Consider the following 23819-nt stretch of genomic DNA (forward strand, 5'->3'; position numbering starts at 1 on the left):
GGCTTCTCTCTACTATTTCGGAGGAGAATATCAACCTTCATAAAATTGCAATGATTGAATTTCGGTTAAGAAGCGCTTGATTACATCCGATTAACTCGGTTGCTTGTATGCTCTGCTTACCTGTAGCTTCTGTATTAGAGCTCTACAGCCATCAAGGTCATTACCTTGTGCTTGCCGCACATCACGCTTCGAGAGGCATGTAATAACAGACACCACAGCTTTGATCTTCTGAAACATATGCCTCTATAGCTCCGATAACCTTGCATCAGTCACGTTCACCAACTCTCTAAAGAACCTGATGCACTTGTCCAGCTCATCGCGCTTGACGATATGAGCTTCGGTTCTATCGGTTTGAGCGCGATGAACAGCCTCACCTCGTTTTTTTAACCATTTATTGAGTTGTGATCTAGCTTCATCAGCGGTTTGAAAATTATTCCAAACCCAAGCTTCGGTGACATCAATATCGAAGAACTCAGCAAAAAGTGCTTTGGTCTTTTTTGAACCAGGGTTGTTAAAGTACTTAAGATGCTCATCAAGTCGGTTCTCAACTACTCTTCCAAGCTGAGAACCCATAATGACACCGTATTTCGCATCAACAAGTTCTTTTGCTATGTCTTCTACATAGGTTTCCCATGCGGTAAGGGTCATTATCAAAGTAGCTCTCTTAAGCACCTCTGGAGGCTGAGAGTTGGAGTGACATCCGTTTAACTGATCGTAACACTCTAATAATTGCTCAGCGTCTGAGATCGCGTACTCAAAATTGGCTTTCGCTTGTGACATCCTTTTTCCTAGTTATCATGACTATATGCATAAAGTGGAATTTACCATATCTAGGACTAAATCAATGACAACTAGGTTCAATAAAGTTGAGTTACTTCAATAAGCTAATGACTTTTGGTTGCTAATCGCGCTGAAAGCAGATTGGCATCACCAACGAGCGGCTAACGCTTTAAATCAACCCACTCCGAAAAGTAATGAATAGGGTCACAAATTTTGCTCATTGATGTGTAGTGAGAATTACCGATTTGTATACCGTGTACCTGTAGCCCCTGCTTCTCTCTTCGGTTGCTAATTTTCCGACTTAACCCCGAAGTCACTGGGAACTCACCATCACTCACTAACAAAACATCGGCTTTATGCCATTCTTCTGAATCACACTTTTCCAGCGCTTTGTTAAGTGGCCCTTCAGCATCTGTACCACCTCCAAAAGACATCGTGAGGAAGTTAAGTAGGTCATTAAACCCCGAAGCATCTAACGTCAAATCAAGCTCACTAACCTCCTTCTTACTTCCAAAGAGATAAACGTAGCAACGCCGTTGCTCTTTGTAGGCCACTTTCAAGCATTCCAAAACGGTCGCTTTGGCAATGTTTTCTGGTAATCCCTTCATTGAGCCTGAAGTGTCCAAACAAATCACCATCGGACCTCGGTTCTTATTGCTTTTATTGCCCTGCTTTTCACTAACGGATTCTTGCTCTAGTTGCTCTACTGTTTCCAGGACCTCGATCCCTTCCACTGAGTAAGAAAGTAAAGAATGCTCTGCTCGCTTAGCATGCCACAGTTTTTTAAGCACAGGATTGGTTAACAGTGAGGTTTCTTGGGGTAACATTCTAGAGATCGAATCTGACCGAGTAATGCCTTTAGTCTCCATTGGAACAAGAGGTGTTGCTACATACTTCTCATGTCTAGTAGCAACACTCATTTTGATTATGATTTCTTCAAGTACTGAGCCATCTGCTTGCTCGTCACGCCCTAAGTCTCGAATCAAACTTTGTAACTTAGGAAGTTTTTTTACAAGCTTGTTTAACCGAGCAATGTCGAGCCAACCATGGCTTTGGAAAACGCCTTTTGATAAGTCAAAGCCTAAACCAGTAATCAGCCCAAGTTCAGTAAATACCTCTTCTAATTGGGCCCATACTGCTAGCCTCTCTTGCCATACACTAGGCAAGATACCAACACCATTCTGTTCAGAGAGTAATTGCTGCCAAACTTCCTCTGAAGCAGTTTCAGCAATTCTTGTTTGCTGAGCATTAGTGAGAGAGATAGATTTAGTTTGTTTACGTTTGTTCTTTCTTTTCTCTAAAGCTTGCTTAATTTGACTTAACGCTTCTTCTTCCATCTGCTTAATCAGACCAGTAACTAACGGCGATGCTTTAGATTGAAGTTTATCTATCGTAATTAAAATGTCAGATAGCAGAGCATCTGTGACCTCTTCACTCTTAGCGCAGTAACGATTTAATCCAGTGTCTTCTAGCACTTTACAAATCGCATCAGTCAGAGACTGGGGGGCTAATGGCATTAAACTCGTCGGATTCGCCCCTACAAGAAGTTCATTTCTGGAGTTAACTAATGACTCGCACCGCTCTACTAACTCACCATTAGTATTTGTAATAACAGCCGGAAAAAATTTCTCCGGCACATTATCGAGGCATGTTAAAGGGCTATCCAAGTTCAATAACGGAGAGCTAATCAGATACTTTTCTCTAATCACACAGCTCTCCTTCCACTGGATCATCAGAAGAAACTAGCTCTGCAATCTCTATAGTTGGGTCTTTCTCTAACGGCAAACGACCAAACCCATCAACAAGTTTTTTAGCTCTATTTAGTAGCTTTTCAGCTTGTTTTAGTGACTCATTGAGTGAGTCGACAATTTCTGGTGACAAATTGCAATCTAACCAAAGGTGGTTATTGAAGTATTGTTCAACAATGCGCAATTCTTGCTTCACAGTACCAATGTATTGATCGATGTTACTTACTATTTCTTGGACGCTTGATATTCGGCTCTCGATATGAGCCTTGGAAAACCTCACAATACCGATCAATGGATCGTTCTCTACTTTTTCCATCCATGGTTCACTCCTGTAATGTCTATTCGTCGTCTTATTTCCGTCATAGTCCTTATAAAGTAAATTGCCATTTCTATCCTTCGCTTGACGTTCACTAGACTTTTTAGTCGTTTCATTACCATCACAATCGATATAGAGTAGTTTTCCTTGAGCATCTTTTTTATGCGGACTGCTTTCTTCTGCTAACCTACTTTCCCATACACTCAAAAATTGTAATAGTCGCGATGGAGGTGTTTTTCCATCGACGGTCACCAAGCGCTTGTAGAGTTCTTGAAGGCCCTCAAATTGCTCTGGTTGTTCCCATAAACAATGTGGAAGAATCCATGTGTCGTAAATACTGGTTTCATTAAAGCCTGAAGTGAAAGCTGACACTTTCATCAATTTGACCAACTTACGCCAACGTCGATCAGATACGTAAATCTCTTGTGACGCTAAGTAATTACGAAACTCTTTACACGCTTCTTTCGTTGCTAAAGTCAACTCAACTTTCTCAGCTAGGCGCTGTACCTCATTTAGATCTTCAACCTTCAAACGTACATTGAGTTCTGGGTCGAACCCCTCTAATGCCCCACAAAGTAATGCATCAAAAGACTCCGTAGACACAGGCGACACATAAGAACGCAGAATGAATCTATCGTATAAAGCGCTGAGCTCCTCGCCTTCCGGTAACTCGTTACTTGCTGCTACAACAGAGATTAAAGGAACATTGACTCTTCGATTCCCGTTATCAAACTGGCGTTCGTTCAGCAAAGTTAGAAGACTGTTTAAGATTGCACTGTTTGCTTTAAAGATTTCATCGATAAACGCCACGGATGCTTCAGGCAGGTATCCACTAGTAAGCCTATTGTAACGATCCTCTTCCAACGCTTTGATCGAAAGCGGTCCAAACAGCTCTTCTGGAACAGAAAAACGCGTAACTAGTCGTTCAAAATAATTAGCCTCAACAAAGACACTTTTCAGCCGCTTTGCCAGTTCACTTTTAGCCGTTCCTGGAGGCCCAACTAGTAAGACATGCTCACCAGAAAGTGCAGCTAGCATCATAAGTCGGACTTGCTGCTCTCTTTCCAATAATCCATCACTCATCTGGGCCATTAGTGTTTGTAGCTTGTCTTTTCTGTTCATCGTTGTTGTACATACTGTCGTTGTCAAAATAAATTCCTTCTCTTTATGTCGTTAGCGTACATTTGGTAACGGATTTAGTCCGAGCACCACACGCGTAACTCAGCTAATGTTGTTTTCTTTATGAAAAGTTCTGTTGTTCCAAGTAATTTGAGCATTTCTTCTGTAATTTTCTCTTTGCTCACTCCCGGTTGCACCACTGCGACTTGAAACTCGATAGGAGTGGTACGTGAGCGATTTTTGATGCTTTCCAACTGAGCTATATTCCCTTTCAAAAAACGGCTTTGACCTCGCCCTTTCCAAGCTCCCTCACGCTTTTGAATATGTTTGTATAAATAAGGAAGACCAACATGCTTCCAACGTACAGAACGTTGAGCCTGCCCGCAGACTTCATAAAGATCACTTAGTCGTCTTCCAGGTTCATTACCATGAGAGTATTTACAGTGGTACAGGCTTAGAATTATCTTGTCCGGCAGAGATTTAATTGCCACTAAATCAGCAGCTTCACCATGGTCATCATCATTGATTACGATGTCGTACTCTGAGTCGATAAGCTGCCAAGTTTGGTGCTGTACTGTATTAGTATTTAAGTTCGCACCCATTGACTCTTTCGTTATGTCCACGGTCCATCCGACAGGATTCAATGCGTCAGGAGAGTAACTACCTATATTGTCCCTCACCTCAACCCAATAGCAGTTATAAGAAAATGAACCATCAGCGTAATAGACGAATATCGGATCGTGGTACATCTCCTCTATGAGCGTTCTAGGTTCAGAGTTTCCTACTTGAATAGAGATCGGCTCACCTTCTAACAATTGATAGTCATAACCTTTTGACAGCTCTTGATCGATCAGCAATTTGTATTTCGATGCGGTTTGAGAGGACTCAAAAACCAGAATGGGTTCTTTGGTTTGTTCATCCCATGTCACTTTTAAGTCGACCTCATACAAGTAGAGTGAAGATGAACCGAAGTATATTTTGACGCCCTCTTCATTACGGACTTGAAGTTGCTCACCCCACTGTATTGATATCGGCATATAAAGATGAGGGTTGTCTATTTTCTGAGGTCTCAAGAAGTCACGTGTAATGTTTGTATCATTATTACCACCCTCTACTACTTTATCCCACGCTGCTTTTGCCCAGAGTAACCAGTCGGCGATTGAACCCGCTTTGGGAGACCAAACTTTACCTTTACGCTCCGAACAGCCCCACAATACTTTGTTGCCATCCTCATACCCCATGGCCGCAATATTGCTAAGAGTTGACGCAGATTTTTCAACTGCGCTTAGCCCCTCGGTAACGTTTGGTCCAAAGAATTGCGTAAAGCTAATCGCTCCGTTTTGTGCAGAACCAAGATTATTCACCAGTGGATATTCGATGTTATTGAGAACATTAAAAATCTGTTTTCCTGACATAACATAAGTGGACTCACCACATAATTTTTCAGCCAGTATTTCTACTTTAAACCCCTTATAATCATTTGAATAAATGAGTAAAGCGTTACGTTCATTATCCCAATGAGCTATCAGTATTTTGTAGTTGATGTCTTTAACATCTTTAAAGTGACCCCATTTCACAGACGTGCTGGATACAGCCAACAACACCAAAATATTTTCCTCGCTTGAAATTGAATGCCACATTTCATCATGACTGAATTTGATATCCGTGAACTTTTCAGGATTCCAACTTTCACAATCTGTCTTAAATAACATAGCTGAGCAAGATGGTCGCAAGTTCCAGAGCGAAAGCTGTTCGTGCAAGTCACCTTGCCCTCTAAGAGAGTCAACAACCTCCTGTAATCGCACCTCTCGTTCTATTTGATTCTCTGACAAGCGTCTTAACACTTCATCCCAATCAGCACCAAGTGCGTACAATTTCTGCAACGCACCTTCAACGCCAGGATCTGCTATATTTACAACCACGCTTGCAGAACCAAGTGTTTCTTTGTGAGAGACACGGGTAAACCGCCCAATAAACTGTAACGTTATCGCCAAACTTTTATGATGGTCATGAATAGCCGCAATTTTTAGGTTTGGTAAATCGTACCCTTCACCTAGCATATCGACACATACTACCACTTTGGCTTCTCGTGCTCGCAGATAGGCAAGGCGCTTATTTTGTTCCGTTTTAGAAAGGTCAGAATGAACCAATACAGGTTTAAGCTCTGGCGCTAATTTCTGATATAGATTAAAGACTTCTTTCGCTCTTTCTTTAGTTTTCACCCTAGCCATCATTAAGTGATCAAGCCCTGAATCCATATCATGCTGTAGCAACTTGATTGCTTTATCTGCGATAGCGAGATCCATGGAATCTTGGAAGTATTCTTCTACTGGTTCGAGCTGTACGTTAGTAAAATAGCCTGCTTTTTGAGCTTCACCCATGGTGTAGTTGTAGATGATTTTGGCACCCAAACTTTGAGTATCATTACGGAAGGGCGTAGCGGTAAACTGAACAACTCTTTTTCCAACAAATTGCTCTTTTATTCCATTCCACGTATTAGCTGAAATATGATGAGCTTCGTCAACAAAAAGATGACTACAAGCGTTGCAGATTGTTTCAAGTACACCTGCATTGGCAAAGCGTGATTTCAATATTTGAGGTGTTGCAACTAGCACATTAGCACTGTCGAGCAGCTTCTGCGCCTCTTCTACAGTCTTAATGCCCTTTTTGATCTTCACGATAGCTGGATGGAATATTTCTTCTGGGACAACACCCAGCTCTGCCAGGCAACCAAGAGTTTTGAATTTATCGCCGATTTGATCTCGTAACGAATTTGAAGGGACCAACACCAGAACTTTGTCGCAGCGGTGGTAGATCGTTGTCGCCAACATAGTCTCTGTTTTGCCTGTTCCAGTCGGTAGAACGACTGTACTAGGCTCTATATTCGCTGATCTTGAAAACTCAGCCGAGATTGCGTGAAGAGCACCGACTTGAGGCGTACGCAATCCCAAGCTACCCGACTCTGTGTCCTCGGCCTTAAATATGAACTGATTCTGCCAAGACTTGGAAATTTGCGAGGGTTTCAAATCGTTCAATTTCGTCAACGGGTGGTTTAGCCATCGAAGTTCGGATTCGACAGCTAGCACCTTAAAACTTGCAGGTTTTAGTGTGTATAAAACTGGGTAACCTTCAAGGTGCGAAACACAAACACGCTTACTTTTAACAATATAAAACTTAGCGTAATCACCTCCAATTGGCGACTTACAGATAACGATATCAGCGTTATCCGTAGTAGCTATCGATACTGTGAGCTCAAACGAGCGACGTCCGAACCTCTCGACTCTATTTCCAGAGACTTGGATATCCGGAAACGAAAATGATGGGATTGTTAAAGTAGTAAGATTAACGTCTGTCATAATAGATGGCACCTCTATTCGTAAATGTTGATACAACAATGCAATCAACAAACATGCCAAACGCTAACATTATGATTTAATTGAATCTTTGCAAGCTATCACAGTTTTATATGGTAATAATATTTACCATATGTAAACAAATTAACAGCCAAATAATCCTGCCACGTGTATCGTATCAAGTTGTAAACTCCAATTGCTAATCAAGGATGAGAAGACCACACACCTCTAACAAGTTCAAAATCGTCATATTGAAGAGAGGCGCTATAAGAGCTAGCTTTTGCTTGTAGCAAGTCAATTGGCATCGGCGTAATCTCCGTCAACTCTTGAATCTGGTCCACAGCGCTTGGCTCTGAGAATCCTCTGTCGTAAATAAGCCCACCCTTCGCTGTAAATAAACCTCGAGAGTGTAAAAATCCCGAATCCTTATCATCGGCGCAATACCAATACAGCTTAATGTTTTCAGGCATAGCTTCCTTAAACTCAACGAGAGCTTGCTCTGTTAGATCCCAAGCAGGTTTTCTATCTTCTTCCGAAAAGACGTGAAACTCAACTTCACCTTTATCACATAGCTTCATCAATTCCAATAGTGTCTTGCGGCTACCAGCTTTAGTTGCGCAAATATATGGATCGTAGATTGTTACCTTTTCTGCGCCAAAGAGAAGACCTGAAGCTGCACTAGCTAAAGACTCGGCTTCACGTGTATAAAGAGATACATACGCAAAGTCCGTATCCTCTAAATCTATGAGTGATGGAACAAATACAGGCCGATCGTCGAAGGAGCCTTCAACCAACCGATGGAATAACTTAGCATCGTGGCTATTTCTAGCAGCCTCTACCCAACCTTCTCCGTCAAACGTCCTTCCAAATGAAACTAACTTGCTTGATTGTAAAGCTCTGAGCTTTTCAGTTGCTCTGTCTAGTTTGGTTCCATCAAGTTCAGCATTAAGCTGCTGAGAGACCTCTCTGAACCAGGCTCTAGGAAAACGAGATAACACTGCTCCTTTCTCGTAGCCCATTCTTGCTTCCAGTATCACAAGATCCATCAAAGAGTTAATTTGACTTGGCGCTACCGCAAACTCCAAATGCAACATCAGAATAGCTCCTCTCTTCTTTCTTCAAAGAAGCCACTTGGCCAAGGTGCATCAAACTCACCTTCATCAGTTGTTTTGATTGGAATTAAACGAGTTTTACCCTCGAATTGCTCACAGAAAACTATCTGTACATCACTTTTCTTACAACCAAATGGTTCGTATTCGATCTCTTCATCTGCGGTTTGGCGGCGACGTTTCAACAGCCTCAATAACAAATGTTCGCCGTGGGTCTCAACCAAGAACATACGGTCAGGGTTTTTCTTAGTTGCCTCGAGCATCATATCCCCTAAAGCTAACTGCCACTTAGGGTGAATATGCAGTTCAGGTTGCTCACACGAAACGATAAGGTCTTGTTCAAGTGATGTGGCAACAACGAATGGGAATACTTGTGATATACCAACACCGACGCTTGACGGCAATAAAGGGATGTCAGTATGAGAATCTTTAAGAATGACTGATTTTTCACTCAAACTTGCTTCGCCGTAAGCTGGAGACTCAAAACAGTAATTAGTGCCGAAGAACTGGCTACTGACGAATTTTTCATTAGTTTTGTTTTTTACCCTTTCACTCGAAAAGGCGAAAGTCTCCCAGCCCGCAGTTCCGTTATACCAACGCTGAGTGTTCGTATTCTTGTTCAAAACGGTTGCGCGTGTTGGCACAATACGCAGCGGCCCAATATGAAGCAAGTCTTCAAGTTTTTTCACCAATAGCTTTAGTGGTGCAAACGCAGCCTGTGATAGGGCTGCTTCAGCAAACAACTGAGCAGCTAATGGGTGGTCTTCATATACGTTGAACCAATCGAACGGGGTATCCGACAAATCAAGCCTTTTATGGATATTTGGCAACGCGTCTTGACCGTTTATGGACACATCTTCCCACTGGCCAGAATCAAAGAGATTTTCGACTTTAAATGACTCATCTACTTCCCAATGTGGCAGTGGTTCATAATGCTTGATTTGACAATCTGGCCGACCTGCTTGAGCTGTTGTTTTGAAATACTCAATGCCGTGGCTTTTACATACATATCGGCTGATGAACGCACGGTTTTTGGTATAGTCCCATTTAATATCTAACTCGAAAGATAAAACGTCTGTATCAGAATCTGTTGTGAAACCCAAATTGGACTCTAACAACCAACGCTCAGAATCTGACAAATAATCATCCCAAATATCCGCCAATCCATCTCTAAAATCTAGAGTTGCACCTAGGGTGATAACGCCATTTAAATCCTTACCATGTACAATATTGTTAAAACCGCCAAAGTAGAGCGACTCCCCTGCGATCGAGCTGTATTGCGCATCAAAATTGCGTTTAGCGACCACTTCATACAGATACAGTAATGCATGTAAAACCGTGCTTTTACCAGTACTGTTGGCGCCAAAGAACAATGTAATGGGTGCCAGTGGAATCGTGGCTCTATTCTTAATACCCTTGAAACCACCAACGGTAAGTGATGTTATTTTCATTTTTACCTAACCTTTGATCAAAAAAGAGGCATCCGAAGATACCTCTGAAATTTATAGTTGGTCTGAGAAAGCTTTTTGAGAGAGAGCAGAAAAGTTGTTTTGAGCCCCCCCTAACTGCTCTTTATAGTTATCCAATACTTTTTGACTTTGATGAAGTATTTTGACAAACCGCTGTTGTTCATTGCTAGGCGGACAGATTATCGGGAAGTCTTCAATATGGTTCTTGTTTAGTTGTCGCTTATCTATTCCACCAACACATATGGATCTTATATGGTCTCGATACTCTTTCGTAGTAAGTATAAATTCAATAAACTCATGTACATTATCTGGTTTAAGCCTAACTAAATACACATGCCCATTTATATTAGCCTCGTCATCTGGTCCATAGTAAATAGCAGCTCGTCCCAAACTACTGTTTTCAGTATTGATACGACCAGTTTTAGTAATCAATATATCCTTGTGTTTCAAACTACTTTTGGACATTTTTGCATGTGTTTCATCATCAAGACAAACGATGTCATCTAGATCAATGCGCTTTTTCCACACGTTTTGACTTCTTAAAAATGCAATGCCCTTTTCAACATATACATCACTCCCCCCTTTAGGGGTTGTGCCATTTAGAATTTTCTCTGACAAAGTAGATAAGGTTACTTGTTCCCAATCCCTCGGGTTAACTACCGGGTCACCAAACATATCCAAAAACACACAGCGTAAGAACTCATCGGCAAGTTCAATGGCTTGCTTGCGTTTCTGGCGAATCGCATCGGCCTTGCCCAAAATGGCAGCAATGCGTTTTTGTTCTTCTAGTGGAGGCAGTGGGATCTCTAGTTCGCCGACCTGCTTTCCCGTAAGTTGTGGCACTGCGGAGCCAGTATTTAACCTCTCAAATCTATTTTTAGTATCTGGTGAAGTTATAAAATAATACAGATAATCAGCATCAACTTTATTATTAGGTCGAATAATCATCATTTGAGCGTTAATGAATCCTGTTGCGTATTTTGAACTAAAGATACAACAACTACCAAGAGTACCTCGTAAAGTAATAACAAGGTCATTCCTTTCTAACTTTCCGCGACTCAATGATTCAAATTTTTCTTGTGTTATAAAGTTCTTAAAACGCAAGTCCAGCTTGTTATTAACAATATTTTTTGAATTAAGGAATAGAACACCACTATCTACAATATCGCTTCCGCTAGGATAGTTTTTAGACCTATCACCATTTATAAGCTCAGCTATATCCTTAAGCCTTACCACGGGCCAACTCATAGCATCGACTCCAACTCGTTTAAATCAGTAAGAATCTCATTCTCTAGCGCTTTAAGTTTGCCTAAAACCACCTTTGGTTCTTCGTAGCTGTCTTGTTGATAAACCACTTCTTTATATTTTTTAATCGACAGATCGTATTTGTTCGCTTTGATGTCCTCTTTCGCTATCAAGAAAGCTTTTTTCGTTTTGTCTGACCACTGCTCAATAGATTCACCTGTCATTATAGCGGCTTGATACGCTTTGTACTGCTTAACGAGGTCTGGTAAATCGTTCTCTTTGATTGGCGTACGTTTATCGTCAAGTGATTTTCCATCGGCCTGTACATCGTAGAACCAAACGTTTTCAGTACTGCCACCTTTGGTGAAGATGAGAATTGCGGTAGACACACCTGCGTATGGCTTGAACACACCGCTTGGTAGCGAGATTACCGCTTCTAACTGGTTATCTTCAATTAGGTGCTTACGCAGTGCTTGATGCGCTTTAGAGATACCAAATAGAATACCATCAGGTACAACCGTCGCACTACGACCACCGATCTTAAGCATGCGTTGAATCAACGCAACAAACAGTAACTCGGTCTTTTTGGTTTTCACGACTTTTAGAATCGCAGGATCGACATCCTCTTCATCTAAGCTGCCCTTAAATGGAGGGTTGGCAAGGATGATATCGAAGCCATTTTTCGCCTCATCGGGGAAGCGTTCAATAAAGCTTTGGCTTAATGTGTCTTGGTAGTGAATATCCGGCTGTTTTACACCGTGCATCACCAAGTTCATTGCCGCAACACGTAGCATAGTAGAGTCAAAATCAAAGCCGTGGAACATGTCGTAATCGATATGGGCGCGGTTTTCAAGCTTGTCACCTGCGTACAAACAATTAAATACCGGATTACCGTCAATATCTAATACTGGCTTGCCTTCTTCGTCAAACGCTTGCTCTTTCTCGGTGCCTTCTGGTGAAGAATATTTCTCTAACAAGTATTCGTACGTCGATGAAAGAAAGCCGCCAGTACCACAAGCAGGGTCACAAATGCGGTGTGTTTCTTCTACATCGAGCATTTCGATCATGGCTCGAATGATATGGCGCGGTGTACGGAACTGACCGTTAATACCAGCGGTGGTCAATTTTGAAAGTAGGTACTCGTACAAATCGCCTTTTACATCTTTATTCTCTAACGGAAGGTCACTGACCAATTCAACGGCTTTAACTAGCAAGGATTGCTTTTGAATCATTAACTGAGCGTCTTTCATAAACTCAGCAAACAAGGTGTCATCGCTGGTCAGCTCTTTAAAGAAGGGAAATACCTCGTCTTTAACCAATGGGTAAAGCTTTTCCGCACCTAAGTGACGAAAGTTTTCCCAGCGGATATGTTGCTTATCCTTCTCTTTATCTTCGCTCATAGGAAAACGACGATTGAATGGCTTACCAGTACGAGCGCTACGCTTCTCATCGTTACGCTCATTCATGTCTAACATACGGGCGTACATCAAGTAAGTGATTTGCTCAACGACGGTTAAAGGGTTGGTGATACCACCGGTCCAGAACTCTTCCCATAGCTTATCGATTTGGCTTTTTAGTGCACCTGATGTAATCATTATTTATTCTCTTAGTTTTTTGCTTGACTGCTTGCGTAACTCTTCGGCAAAGCGAGTTCGGGAGCAACCAACGGCATATTCAGAGCCTTAATTCAAAGCCCTCATTCAAGGTAATAGCCGCTAGTTTTTAATGGTTGTAGTGTAATCAGCTTACTGTTTTAACCAAAGGGCTAATTCACTGCTTTCTCGACGCTTGAGTGTTTATTACCCAAATGCACGCTAAAGCGACGCACAAATTGTTCAACTACATCTGCCTGTGCTGGGTTCGGGAACACGCCGTCTAGTCCTGCATCGTCAATTTGATTAAATGGTGCGTCATACAGAGCTTCAATATCAACGCTGCCATAACGACATAAGTGATTCTTGAGCATACCGATAAAACGCTGCTGTTTTGCGTTCAAGTGAGTGTGAACTTGTTGAACGAATGCGGTAAATTCATGTTCAATTTGTTGTTCATCCATCCCTACAATCGTTCGTAAAATTTGGTCTAATTCAGCGGTTGATTCAGGGAAAAACTCTTTGAGTGTATGTAAATCCACATTTGGGTTTTGTGTATGCACCAGTGCATTCAGTGTTGATAAATCGGCTTCTGTCACCGCTTGCCCGCCACGTATTTTCTGTAGCACAGTGTTAGATTCAAACAGTGGCGTAAGTGTCTTTTCAACTTCTTGACGATAGATCTCGTAATCCACAGTGATAATGTCGGTTTTAATCTCATCTGTTTCATAGAGCGTTGGATCTTCACGTAGGTCAATAATAGGCGTTTGCGGCGCAGGAGGAGCTATGCCTTTATCACGCAAGTGGATAACCGTGCGTAAATTATGGCGACACGTTTCTACCGCAAAATAATCGGCATCACTCAAATAGTTGGGTTGTTGAATCTGCTTGATCGTTGCCGCTTTACTACGCACTTCATTTAGATGCATCGACAGACTGATGACCTTGTCTAAGATCGGCGGTGCCTCTAACTCAACTTTACTTGGCTGCTGCAGTTTGGTGAGTTGCAATTGTAAGAATTGCAGGTCTAAACGCAGCGCTTCACTTTCACCAGTAGTCTTCTTCCACTGCATCAGAGGTGCCATTTCATCAAAGAGTAACGCTTTAGTATCTGGCGCCATCTGCATTAAACGTTTTTCTTCACTCAGCTGTGCTTTTAGTTTCCATTTCTCTCGTACCGCGATGGTTTGATCATTTAGAGAATCAATGTCTGCCTTAATCTGCGGTATAACGTCGGCAAAGATTTCCATCTCCGCTTTCTTAAGCGCTTCGACGGCAAGCACTAATTTGGCTTCAAATACTTTTTGCGCCAAAGATTTACTTTGCGTTCCTTCATCCTCATCTGGGTTCATTTTGAAATGCTCAAAGTTGCCCCAGTGGTCGAAGATGAGAAAGTGCTTTTTATCTAACCCTGATCCGTACAAGTTTTCACATAAACGAGTACCACGCCCTACCATTTGCCAAAATTTCACTTTTGATTTGATAGGCTTAGCAAAGACCAAGTTAACACATTCAGGTACATCTATACCGGTGTCTAACATATCAACTGAGACGGCAATGGTAACTTCATCATCGTTACCTTCAGTACTTTTGAAGTTGTCGATAAGTTCTTCTGCTCTCTCATATTTTGAGTGGATAACTCGGCAGAAATTTCCACCCATATCTGGGTACATTTCACTAAACAACTCAGCTAGCAGTTCGGCGTGAGCTATGTTTCTTGCAAAGATAATCGATTTACCAGGAAGTTGGTCATCCACATCTTTTAAACCCTTTTCCATTAGGTTGCGGATGATTGCTCGGTTGGTATCTTTATTGAATATAGCTTTATCAACCTGCTTCGCATCGAAATCCAGAGTGTTTGGATCAATACCTTGGTCTTCTAGTTCTGCAATCTGCTCATCCGTCAGTTCGCTTGCCTTAATGCCATCACGTAAGAATTGAGTTGTGTGAGTGACGACTTTAAATGGAACTAAGTTTTTCTCTTCAATCGCTTGCTCAAGTGGGTAGTTCGCCGTGGGCATTTTGTAGTCGCAGCCGAACAACTGACTGGTTGAGCGCGAAATCATCTCAACAGGTGTCGCGGTTAAACCTACTTGTAATGCATCGAAATATTTGAATAGCTCGCCGTACTTGTTGTAAATCGAACGATGCGATTCATCAGCAACAATTAGGTCAAAGTGACCAACATCATACTCTTCATAATTTTGGATCATGCCCGGATAGGTCGCGATAACAATACGCGCCTTTGAAGCTAGTTCTTTCTTACTTTTACCTTTGATGAAAAGCGGCTCTTTAGTGTGCTCATTAAACGCATTACCAGCCTGTTTACGTAGCTCTTTTCGGTCACATAAGAACAGAATACGTTTCGCCCAACCTGCATCTAACAAGCGCTTGGCTAAAGCAATAGAGACTCGCGTTTTACCCGTCCCGGTTGCCTGTACAATAAGGGCCTTTCGATGCTTGTCTGAAAAGCGCTCACAAATACGGCTGATGCTTTCCATTTGATATAAACGACCCGCAACTTTTGTATCAATGGGTGTGCTGTTTAAATCTTTCTTTATTTCTCGTTGAAGAATCAGATACTGAAGGCTGTCTTTTGAGTAATAGCCAAAAATCAGTCTAGGTGCGTAACCCTGGGCATCATCCCAAATATAGATTTCGTAACCGTTAGTGTAGAAAATGACTGGGCGCTGGCCGGTACTTGCTTCTAGTGCGTCTGCGTATAGTTTCGCTTGCTCACGCCCTGCATTGGCATCTTTTCGAGTACGCTTAGCTTCAATAACTGCTAATGGTTTGCCATTATCATCCCACAATACATAATCGCAGCGACCTTTGCCTGTTGTGGTTGGTTGACCGTCGACTTCGTACTCTTTTGACACCTGTTCCGTGCTTTCATTATCAAGAGCGACATCCCAACCTTCACTGCGTAATTCAGCATCAATGAGACGCTTACGAGTTTCGGCTTCATTAAAGTCAAAGCTGCTTTTTAGTGACAGGGTATTAGTGCGAATTTTATCGGCTTTAACGTGGTCAGTTTGCTGCTTCAGCTGAGCGGCTTGTTTCTGAGCTTCTAACTGCGCTTGTTTTACTTCTTCTAATTCTTTTAGCGCTTTCTTAAGAAGATCGTCATTTTGGTTAAGCTTCTGCTGTAACTGTTTGTTCTTTCTTTTGAACTCCGCTTTAGACTCTTCGCCAGTTGGTGCATTGTCTGGAGTTGTAAATTTAGGGCAACCTTCTATATCGCCGTCTCCATAAGCCATATAAAGCCAGCAACCGATAAAATAGGATTCTTTCAACAACCAAATCGAATCATGTTGTGAGACTTTTCCTTCATGAGCAGCCTTGTTACCCCCCTTGCGAACAGCGTGAAACTTATCAGCAATGGTTTTATCAACAACCGAAGTGAAAGCGCCACTGACGAGTTTGTCGTGCATTGAAGCATTGGGAGCAACAGGTAGGTGAAGTTCTTGGTATAGGTAACCAACAATTTTTTCAACATAACAACGTAGCTTAACGAGAGCACTTTGCGGATCAACAACGGCATACGTTTCAGCAAACGCACCAAGTTCAGCTAACTCTGGCCACTGTTCTCTCAAATGTTCAAAATTCATAGACTTCTTCACCTTTCTGTCTCCTAAGATGAGTGATACTTTGCAACGTTTACGCCAATTTCAAACTTGGTTGTTTTTATGATTCCAAATTAAGCGTTTTCAGCCAGTTATTCAGCGTTTGATGATTATTTAAACCCAACGATTTTGCAGCTTTAGATTTGTTTCCAGCAGCATAATCCATCGCAGATTCAATTGCACTTTTCTTTATATTATCAATATGTTGCTGAAGGTCACCAGGGACCCTAAATTCACTATTGTTCACCGAAGTTAGGTCGCGACTTATTATCGCGACCTCCAAATCTTGTTTAGTGATCTCTTTACCTTCCGACCATAATACGGCTCGGTTTAATGTGTTCCATAGCTCACGAATATTACCCGGCCAGCTGTATGCTTCTGCAAATTCTATTGCAGACTTGGAAATATTCTTACTCTCAAATAAAGGATGAGTCTTCATCTGCTGGTTTATCTCGATCATCAACTCTTCGATCAGGAAAGGGATCTCTTCTGAACGCGCCCTTAACGAAGGCAACTCAATCACTCCAACGGCTAACCGATAGAAAAGATCTTCACGAAAAGACTCGTCAGAAACCATTTTAAAAAGGTCACGGTGTGTCGCAGCGATAATCCTCACATCAACACTTTTCGTGGCAACGTCTCCCACCTTTGTAATTTCCTGCTGCTGCAATGCCCTAAGTAATTTAACTTGAACGGCTAAAGGGAGTTCACCAACTTCATCAAGAAATAATGTTCCACCATTTGCTTGCTCAAATAGGCCTGCATGATCTTGGTGTGCCCCTGTAAACGCACCTTTTACATGACCAAACAAAATGGAATCAACCAAATTTTCAGGTAAAGCACCACAGTTAACAGCTTTAAATGGCTTATCAGCACGAGGACTGGCTTTATGAATACCTTTTGCCATCACTTCTTTACCGGTACCACTTTCTCCGAGTAGCAAAGCCGGTAGATCAGCATAAGCCAATCGTTGCGCTTTCTTGATGACGTTCTGCATGACAGTAGATTTGGCCGTAATCGAATCAAAAGCACTATTGAGAGACGGTGTTTTTGAAGCAAGTTGAGCAATAGCTGTTGACGAAGATTTTTGATACTCAGCAGAAAAGTCTACAGGTACATCAACTTCGATTAACTGACCTTGAGGGGTAGTTTGAACTAACTGACATTTCGCAATACTCTTTCCAAGTAGAACAGAAACGACTGTCATTGCAGGCGTACCAGAGGTCAGGTTTAGAAAAATGCCATCAGCCTGATCAGAGACATAAGCCAGTTGCTTGTGCATGACTTTGGTAATTGCAGTGTAATCAATTGGAGATGACAACCTGATACGTTGAATCTTTACTGAAGTATTGGAACGCCCGGCACAAGCAAGTTTTTTTTCAAGCCACTCTTTGTAATCATGCCATTCATCTTCCCATGTACTAGCCAGAATCACGACATCATCAATTGCTGGCGCTTTTAACGCAATGGTCGCAATTGAAGCTGTTTTATCTAGCTTCATCTGATCAAGGTCTGTTCTTCCAAGCCAACTAAGCAAGGTTGCCATTCTATCTTCCGTAATTATCTTTACTTATTGATAAATACTTTACAGCAATAGTCTCTTAGTTGATATTCAATTGAGTGAAATGCAGATCCAGATTACACAAAATAGAAACTTGTCTATAGCGTCTCAATCTGAAGTAAAACTCGGTTAATCATGCTGGTAACTCCTATATTTGGATTAGGAGGAGCTTAATGCTTTTACAAAGACCCAAACCACACAGTAACGAAAGCTTGGAGAGCTTCTTTATCCGAGTTGCAAATAAAAATGGCTATGAAGATGTGAACCGTTTTCTTATGGCCACGAAACGTTACCTTCAAGATATCGACTTCTCAGGGTTCCAGACCTTCCCTACTAACATCTGCAAGATGAATCCTGCGTCAGCCAAAAGCAGTTCCAGTGCCCGAATAGCTTCACTCCTGAAGCTCGCTCAATTGACGTTTAATGAACCGCCCGAGCTGCTTGGGTTAGCAATAAACAGAACAAATTTAAAATACTCTCCATCCACCAGTGCTCTGATACGAGGTTCTGAAGTTTTTCCTCGTAGTTTACTTCGAACTAAATCCATCCCCTGCTGCCCATTGTGTTTACAACAAAATGACTACGCCTCCTACCTTTGGCATTTTGAGGGTTACGATCACTGCCATATTCATGATGCACCTTTGCTCAACAGTTGTCGCTGTGGCGCTGAGTACGACTATCGAGTGTCTGGTTTAAGTGGAATGTGCGGGGAATGCAAAAAAACTATCAGTACGAAAAGTTCAGAGAATAGCCATAAAGCAACATCCACTGTTTCAAGTTGGCTCGCCGGCAATGAGTCTAAAGATCTACCTGACGTCCCCAAAAGCTATCGTTGGGGTTTGATTCATTGGTGGGTCCATATCAGCAAAAATGAATTCGATCACGTTTCGTTCATCCAATTTTTCTCAAAGTGGCCTAGCTCGTTTCATTCTATGATCGATAATGAGATCGAATTCAACCTAGAGCACGCCATTGTTGGAAGAAGAGAATTACGGATAAAAGATCTCCTAGGGCGGATATTTTTTAGTTCTGTTCGATTACCAGAACGCAACCTGCAGCACAATATCGTTCTAGGAGAGCTTCTACGGCATACAGAGATGCATTTATGGGATAACAACGGTCTGATCGCTAACCTTCGAATGAACGCTCTAGAGACTACTGTATTCCTCAATTGCAGTAAGAATGAGTTAGCCTCAATGGTAGAACAGCGCATCTTAAAGCCAAATCGCAAAACTAAGCCAAACACGCCCCTAGAAGTTAACGATTACCTATTTTATTTCGGCGATATCTTCTGCCTTTGGTTAGCCGAATTTCAAACTGATGAGTTTAACCGCTCGTTCTATGTATCGAGGTGGTAAGTGCAAACTCTGAAAAAGCTAATCGCATCAAATCCTGACGACTTAAAAACAGCACTAAAGCGCGCATTTCGTCCACTCACACCGCATATTGCGATTGATGGCAAAGAACTTGATGCACTGACGATATTAGTCAATTTAACCGATAAGACAGATGATCAGAAAGACCTGCTAGACCGAGTCAAATGCAAGCAAAAACTTCGAGATGAAAAATGGTGGGCTCGCTGTCTAAAAACGGTTGAGTATAGACAAAGCCACAACCTAAAATTTCCAGACATACGCTCTGAAGGTGTTATTCGCGCGACTCCTTTGGGGAAGTTACCTGAATTTTTACTCTCATCTTCTAAATTAAAACCACACCACTGGGCGTACAGCCATGATTCGAGTGATGTTAACAAAAGCGCCTTATTAACCAATGAATTTAGTTGGAATTGTGTGATTTCATGCCTTGGGGATTTACTTAAAGATGTAGAACACCCGTTGTGGCAAAAACTCAATACGCTTGGCTGCTACCAGAAAACACGTAAGGCTATCGCTAAACAATTGGCTCAGATTTCTCAAACAACGATTAACGTCAGTCTCGCTCCAAATTACTTAACTCAACTATCTTTGCCTGATAACGACAGTTCTTACATTTCACTCTCGCCAGTGGCTTCTCAATCGATGCAAAGTCACTGTTATCAAGCGCTAGAAAATGAGTATCGCTATACAGCGTTAACCCGTTACAGCCGCAGTACTAACATGGGAGTATTACCTATGACATGTGGTGGTGCTTTGAAGATGTTGAAAACTGTCCCTAACTTTTCCCTTACACATCATTATCAGATAAACATTGGAAAATCTTGGTTGACCTCAAGTCATATTCAATCGTTAACACAGTACCAAACGCATACTCAATATTTAATGCCAAAAAACAAGCGAGTGGCTTACCGCAGAACAGTCAAAAACGAGATACAAGAGATGGTTAAGGCTTGGTTGCCTATACAGGACAGGACCATGGATGTGAATACTCTTGTCCAACATCTAAACCATGATCTATCCCGCATCAAATTAGCTAAGTGCTTTGCTTACGAACCGAGTATGACCAAACTCCTACTTGGGCTTATAAAGCGTGAACTCAACGAACATAGATCCGATTCAACTAACGTTGGCGGCAGTGAAAAAAAGGATTCATTCTTTGCGATTCCAAATATAAGAGTTTGTGGAGCAAGCGCGTTGAGTTCACCTATCACGGTCGGTCTTCCATCACTCACTGCTTTCTTGGGGTTTACTCACGCGTTTGAACGTAACTTAAATGAGTCTTTTCCTACGCTCACAATTGATTCGTTTGCCATCTGTGTCCATCAACTACACGTTGAAAAACGCGGTTTAACAAAAGAATATATACAAAAAGCAAACCACACCATATCGCCACCCGCTACACACGATGACTGGCAGTGTGATTTGGTCTTTAGTTTGGTGATTAGGTTTAATCGTAGCTTGAGCGTTGATGAAAGTGCGATTGTTCGAGCTCTGCCGAGGCGGTTTGCCAGAGGTTCCGCTAAAATAGCCATTGCAGATTTCAAATACATCCGGTCATTTTCAACGTTAGAAAAGACGATTCAATCCTTTCCTCAGAAAACCGGCAAATGGCTATCGATGCATACTGAACCTATCGAAAACATGAGTGATATTTTATCGGAAGTTAAAGAGAACCGAAAATTAACCCCAAGCTGTGTTGGGTATCATTTTCTTGAAGAGCCGACCGACAAACCTAACTCTCTTCGAGGTTATAAACATGCTTTTTCTGAGTGCATCATTGGTCTGATTGAGCCAATCACTTTTGATCAAAACACCGACATAACTACTATTTTGTGGCATCACAAGCGCTATCAAAACTACCTTTCTGTGCAGCCAAGGAGTACCTATCATGGAACTACCGACTAACCTAGCCTATGAACGTTCTATTGATCCTTCTGATGTGTGCTTTCTAGTTGTGTGGCCAGATGGGCGAAAGACCCCCTTAACCTACACTTCTCGTACTGTACTAGGACAAATGGAAACCGCAGCCTTAGCTTATGAGCCGTCGGGGCGGACCAAAGAGAGTGCAACCGCTGAAAAACTGGCTCAAGGTAACCCACATCAAGTCGATTTTTGTCATGCTCCTTTCGGTGCGAGCCACATTGAATGCTACTTTTCGGTCTCTTTTTCTTCTGAGCTACGCAAACCTTACAAGTGTAATTCGTCTACGGTTAAACACACACTAATGCAGCTAATCAAAGCGTATGAAGAAAATATTGGTTGGAATGAATTGGTTTCTCGATATCTAGTCAATATATGTAATGGCTCATGGCTGTGGAAAAATACTAAAAAAGCCTATTGCTGGGATATAGAGTTAACCCCTTGGCCCTGGGCGGGAGGTGCTGTCAAATTTCAAGACATAAGGGCTAACTACCTAGAAAGAAATGACTTTGAGAACCATAAAGATTGGGAAGCTATTGCTCAAATGACCAGAAATGCTTTTTCTCACTCTAATGGTTTGGCCATATTTGAAGTGAAAGCCACCTTGCAATTACCGACTAATAAAGAGATTTTTCCGAGCCAAGCATTTACAGAAAAAGAAAGTGACAGCACCAGTAAATCTAAGACTCGAAGAAAAAGCCGAATTTTTCAAAGTACAGCGGTTGAGGATGAACGGAGCCCAATACTGGGTATTTATAAAACTGGTGCCGCCATTGCGACCATAGACGACTGGTACCCCGATGCAACTGAGGCACTACGTGTCGGTCGGTTTGGGGTTCATAAAGAAGATGTCACTTGCTACCGTCACCCTTCTACGCAAAAAGATTTCTTTTCTATCCTTAAGCAAACAGAGTCTTATATTGAAGCACTCACGTCTTCAGATAAACCAAATCAAGAGACCATAAACGACCTGCATTTTTTGGTCGCAAACATCATCAAGGGTGGAATGTTCCAACATAAGGGGGATTAAGTATGAAGTGGTACTACAAAACGATCACTTTTCTGCCAGCGCGTTGTAACAATGAATCATTAGCCGCTAAGTGCCTTCGGATTCTTCATGGCTTTAACTATGAGTATGAAACAAGAAATATTGGCGTTTCATTTCCTCTTTGGAGTGACGATACCATCGGAAATAAAATTTCTTTTGTGAGCACAAATAAAATCGAACTCGATTTGCTACTCAAACAGCACTACTTCACCCAAATGAAAGAGCTGCACTATTTTGATATATCAAATACAAAGGTTGTCCCTGACGGCTGCGAGTATGTTTCATTTAAGCGTTGCCAGTCGATAGACAAAGCAACACCTGCTGGACAAGCTAGGAAAGCGAAAAGATTAAAAAAACGCGCTGAAGCAAGAGGGGAAGAATTTGACTTATCCTCATTCAAACAACATGAAGTTGTTGCACTCCATCACTACCACTCGCTTGAGGAAGACAGTAAAAGTCGTGGCGGTAGTTTTCGACTCAATATAAGAATATTCAAAGAAGCTCGCTTAGACGGAGATGCACTATTTAGCAGCTATGGTCTTGCGAATACTGAAAACACATCTCAACCCGTCCCCCTAATTTGACCCTATTTTTATCGACAATTTTAAGTCATTGAATTATAGAAACTTTATCACTGTGATAAAAATAGGGTTAATTGACACTAAATCTATTAATTGATTGATAAATATATACTATTATTTAATTAGTAACAGTGAACTGCCGAATAGGTAGCTGATAATATTATGTTTAACGAACTTCGTGTTGGGGTGCGGTGAACTGCCGAATAGGTAGGAGACAATTCAATATCAATTGCTGTTGCTTCAAATCTCAAACCACTACCTTGTGGTTTGCTTTAGAAATCAATGAGGACTATAATCCTCAACTCTACTGTAAAGTAGTTGATAACAAACGGACCACTTTCATTCGCGTTCAATAACAGTTTACTGCTGAATAAGTAGATACTTTAAGAACTGGTACCTTAAGGCAGCAAATCTCTCACATCACACTCAAGAACTTGAGCCAACTGATAGGCTTTTTCGAGTGTGATGTTTACTTCCCCACGCTCAATCCTGCCAATATAACTTCGATCGATATCAGCCAACAAAGCTAGTTGGTCTTGAGAAACCTTCTGGTCCCTGCGTTTCCCGCGTAATTTGGCCCCAAAGCGCTTTGCTAAGTCTTTCATTTAAAACGACTCTAAAAAACAAAAACTATCGCCTCTTGATGCATTTATTACCACGGACTATAATCCGCAAAAATTCACAAATAGATTCAACAATGAGTTCAAAAGTAAAAATTAATCAAGATATCTTTGATGCAATTAATCGATGCAATTCAAACCAGTTCAGCATTATTGAGATTAGAAGTTCGATTCAAAAAGAATCTGACCAGTATGAAAACAGTAGCGTTGCACGACTTTTTGTAGCGAGGTCATTGGAGCGACTTCTCTCGTTAGGTGTATTAAAGACAACGGGGGAGGGTCGAAACAGAACGTTTTCAAAATCAGATAATTTTGATTCAACGCAATTTAACATTGCGCGGATTTCAGTAGCCAGT

At 41.7% G+C, this 23819-nt stretch carries 15 protein-coding genes and 1 pseudogene; 5 read left to right on the top strand and 11 right to left on the bottom strand.

Annotated elements, in window-relative coordinates; genetic code table 11:
• Nucleotides 1-243: 243 nt before the first annotated feature.
• The 10 genes from AB4484_RS24540 to AB4484_RS24585 all read right to left on the bottom strand — a co-directional run bounded on the left by AB4484_RS24540 (nucleotide 244) and on the right by AB4484_RS24585 (nucleotide 17903).
• Nucleotides 244-780 carry a HEPN domain-containing protein gene (locus AB4484_RS24540; protein ID WP_372080824.1) on the bottom strand — a complete coding sequence of 179 codons (537 nt, stop codon included), beginning with the start codon at nucleotides 778-780 and terminating at the stop codon, nucleotides 244-246.
• 161 nt (nucleotides 781-941) lie between these two features.
• The gene (locus AB4484_RS24545; protein ID WP_372080825.1) at nucleotides 942-2489 is read right to left on the bottom strand and encodes a VWA domain-containing protein; all 1548 of its coding nucleotides are present in this window, start codon (nucleotides 2487-2489) and stop codon (nucleotides 942-944) included.
• Nucleotides 2482-3993 carry an AAA family ATPase gene (locus AB4484_RS24550; protein WP_372080826.1) on the bottom strand — a complete coding sequence of 504 codons (1512 nt, stop codon included), beginning with the start codon at nucleotides 3991-3993 and terminating at the stop codon, nucleotides 2482-2484. Before AB4484_RS24550 ends, AB4484_RS24545 begins: the two co-directional genes overlap by 8 nt.
• 47 nt (nucleotides 3994-4040) lie before the next feature.
• A complete protein-coding gene (locus AB4484_RS24555) occupies nucleotides 4041-7319 on the bottom strand; it encodes a DEAD/DEAH box helicase (RefSeq protein ID WP_372080827.1) in 3279 nt (1092 codons plus the stop codon).
• Nucleotides 7320-7519: 200 nt separating this feature from the next.
• On the bottom strand, nucleotides 7520-8410 hold the full coding sequence (locus AB4484_RS24560) for a hypothetical protein (protein WP_372080828.1): 891 nt from the start codon (nucleotides 8408-8410) through the stop codon (nucleotides 7520-7522).
• The gene (locus tag AB4484_RS24565; protein WP_372080829.1) at nucleotides 8410-9876 is read right to left on the bottom strand and encodes an AAA family ATPase; all 1467 of its coding nucleotides are present in this window, start codon (nucleotides 9874-9876) and stop codon (nucleotides 8410-8412) included. Before AB4484_RS24565 ends, AB4484_RS24560 begins: the two co-directional genes overlap by 1 nt.
• A 51-nt stretch (nucleotides 9877-9927) precedes the next feature.
• Nucleotides 9928-11142, bottom strand: coding sequence for a restriction endonuclease subunit S (locus tag AB4484_RS24570; RefSeq protein ID WP_372080830.1), 1215 nt, complete (start codon nucleotides 11140-11142; stop codon nucleotides 9928-9930).
• Nucleotides 11139-12734 (bottom strand): N-6 DNA methylase, encoded by a 1596-nt coding sequence (locus tag AB4484_RS24575; RefSeq protein WP_372080831.1) that lies wholly within the window; start codon nucleotides 12732-12734, stop codon nucleotides 11139-11141. Before AB4484_RS24575 ends, AB4484_RS24570 begins: the two co-directional genes overlap by 4 nt.
• Before the next feature lie 170 nt (nucleotides 12735-12904).
• Nucleotides 12905-16342, bottom strand: coding sequence for a DEAD/DEAH box helicase family protein (locus AB4484_RS24580; RefSeq protein WP_372080832.1), 3438 nt, complete (start codon nucleotides 16340-16342; stop codon nucleotides 12905-12907).
• Between the two features lie 76 nt (nucleotides 16343-16418).
• Nucleotides 16419-17903 carry a sigma 54-interacting transcriptional regulator gene (locus AB4484_RS24585; protein ID WP_372080833.1) on the bottom strand — a complete coding sequence of 495 codons (1485 nt, stop codon included), beginning with the start codon at nucleotides 17901-17903 and terminating at the stop codon, nucleotides 16419-16421.
• 188 nt (nucleotides 17904-18091) lie between these two features.
• Here AB4484_RS24585 and AB4484_RS24590 point away from each other — a divergent pair, with 188 nt between their 5' ends.
• The 4 genes from AB4484_RS24590 to cas6f all read left to right on the top strand — a co-directional run bounded on the left by AB4484_RS24590 (nucleotide 18092) and on the right by cas6f (nucleotide 22846).
• On the top strand, nucleotides 18092-19276 hold the full coding sequence (locus AB4484_RS24590) for a TniQ family protein (RefSeq protein WP_372080834.1): 1185 nt from the start codon (nucleotides 18092-18094) through the stop codon (nucleotides 19274-19276).
• 306 nt (nucleotides 19277-19582) lie between these two features.
• Entirely contained in the window at nucleotides 19583-21199 is a 1617-nt protein-coding gene (locus AB4484_RS24595) for a type I-F CRISPR-associated protein Csy2 (RefSeq protein WP_372080835.1), read from the top strand.
• Nucleotides 21183-22244, top strand: a complete 1062-nt coding sequence (csy3, locus tag AB4484_RS24600; RefSeq protein WP_372080836.1) for a type I-F CRISPR-associated protein Csy3 — start codon at nucleotides 21183-21185, stop codon at nucleotides 22242-22244. The genes AB4484_RS24595 and csy3 overlap by 17 nt, the downstream gene beginning before the upstream one ends.
• Nucleotides 22245-22246: 2 nt before the next feature.
• Nucleotides 22247-22846 (top strand): type I-F CRISPR-associated endoribonuclease Cas6/Csy4, encoded by a 600-nt coding sequence (gene cas6f / locus AB4484_RS24605; RefSeq protein ID WP_372080837.1) that lies wholly within the window; start codon nucleotides 22247-22249, stop codon nucleotides 22844-22846.
• Between the two features lie 395 nt (nucleotides 22847-23241).
• Here the strand turns inward: cas6f and AB4484_RS24610 are convergent, their stop codons facing one another.
• Nucleotides 23242-23448 carry a helix-turn-helix domain-containing protein gene (locus AB4484_RS24610; RefSeq protein WP_017631276.1) on the bottom strand — a complete coding sequence of 69 codons (207 nt, stop codon included), beginning with the start codon at nucleotides 23446-23448 and terminating at the stop codon, nucleotides 23242-23244.
• Nucleotides 23449-23540: 92 nt separating this feature from the next.
• Here AB4484_RS24610 and AB4484_RS24615 point away from each other — a divergent pair.
• Nucleotides 23541-23819, top strand: a pseudogene (locus tag AB4484_RS24615) (hypothetical protein); the annotation flags it as partial.

Origin of the sequence: Vibrio sp. 10N.261.46.A3, assembly GCF_041472995.1 — a bacterium.
Lineage (GTDB): Bacteria > Pseudomonadota > Gammaproteobacteria > Enterobacterales > Vibrionaceae > Vibrio > Vibrio coralliirubri.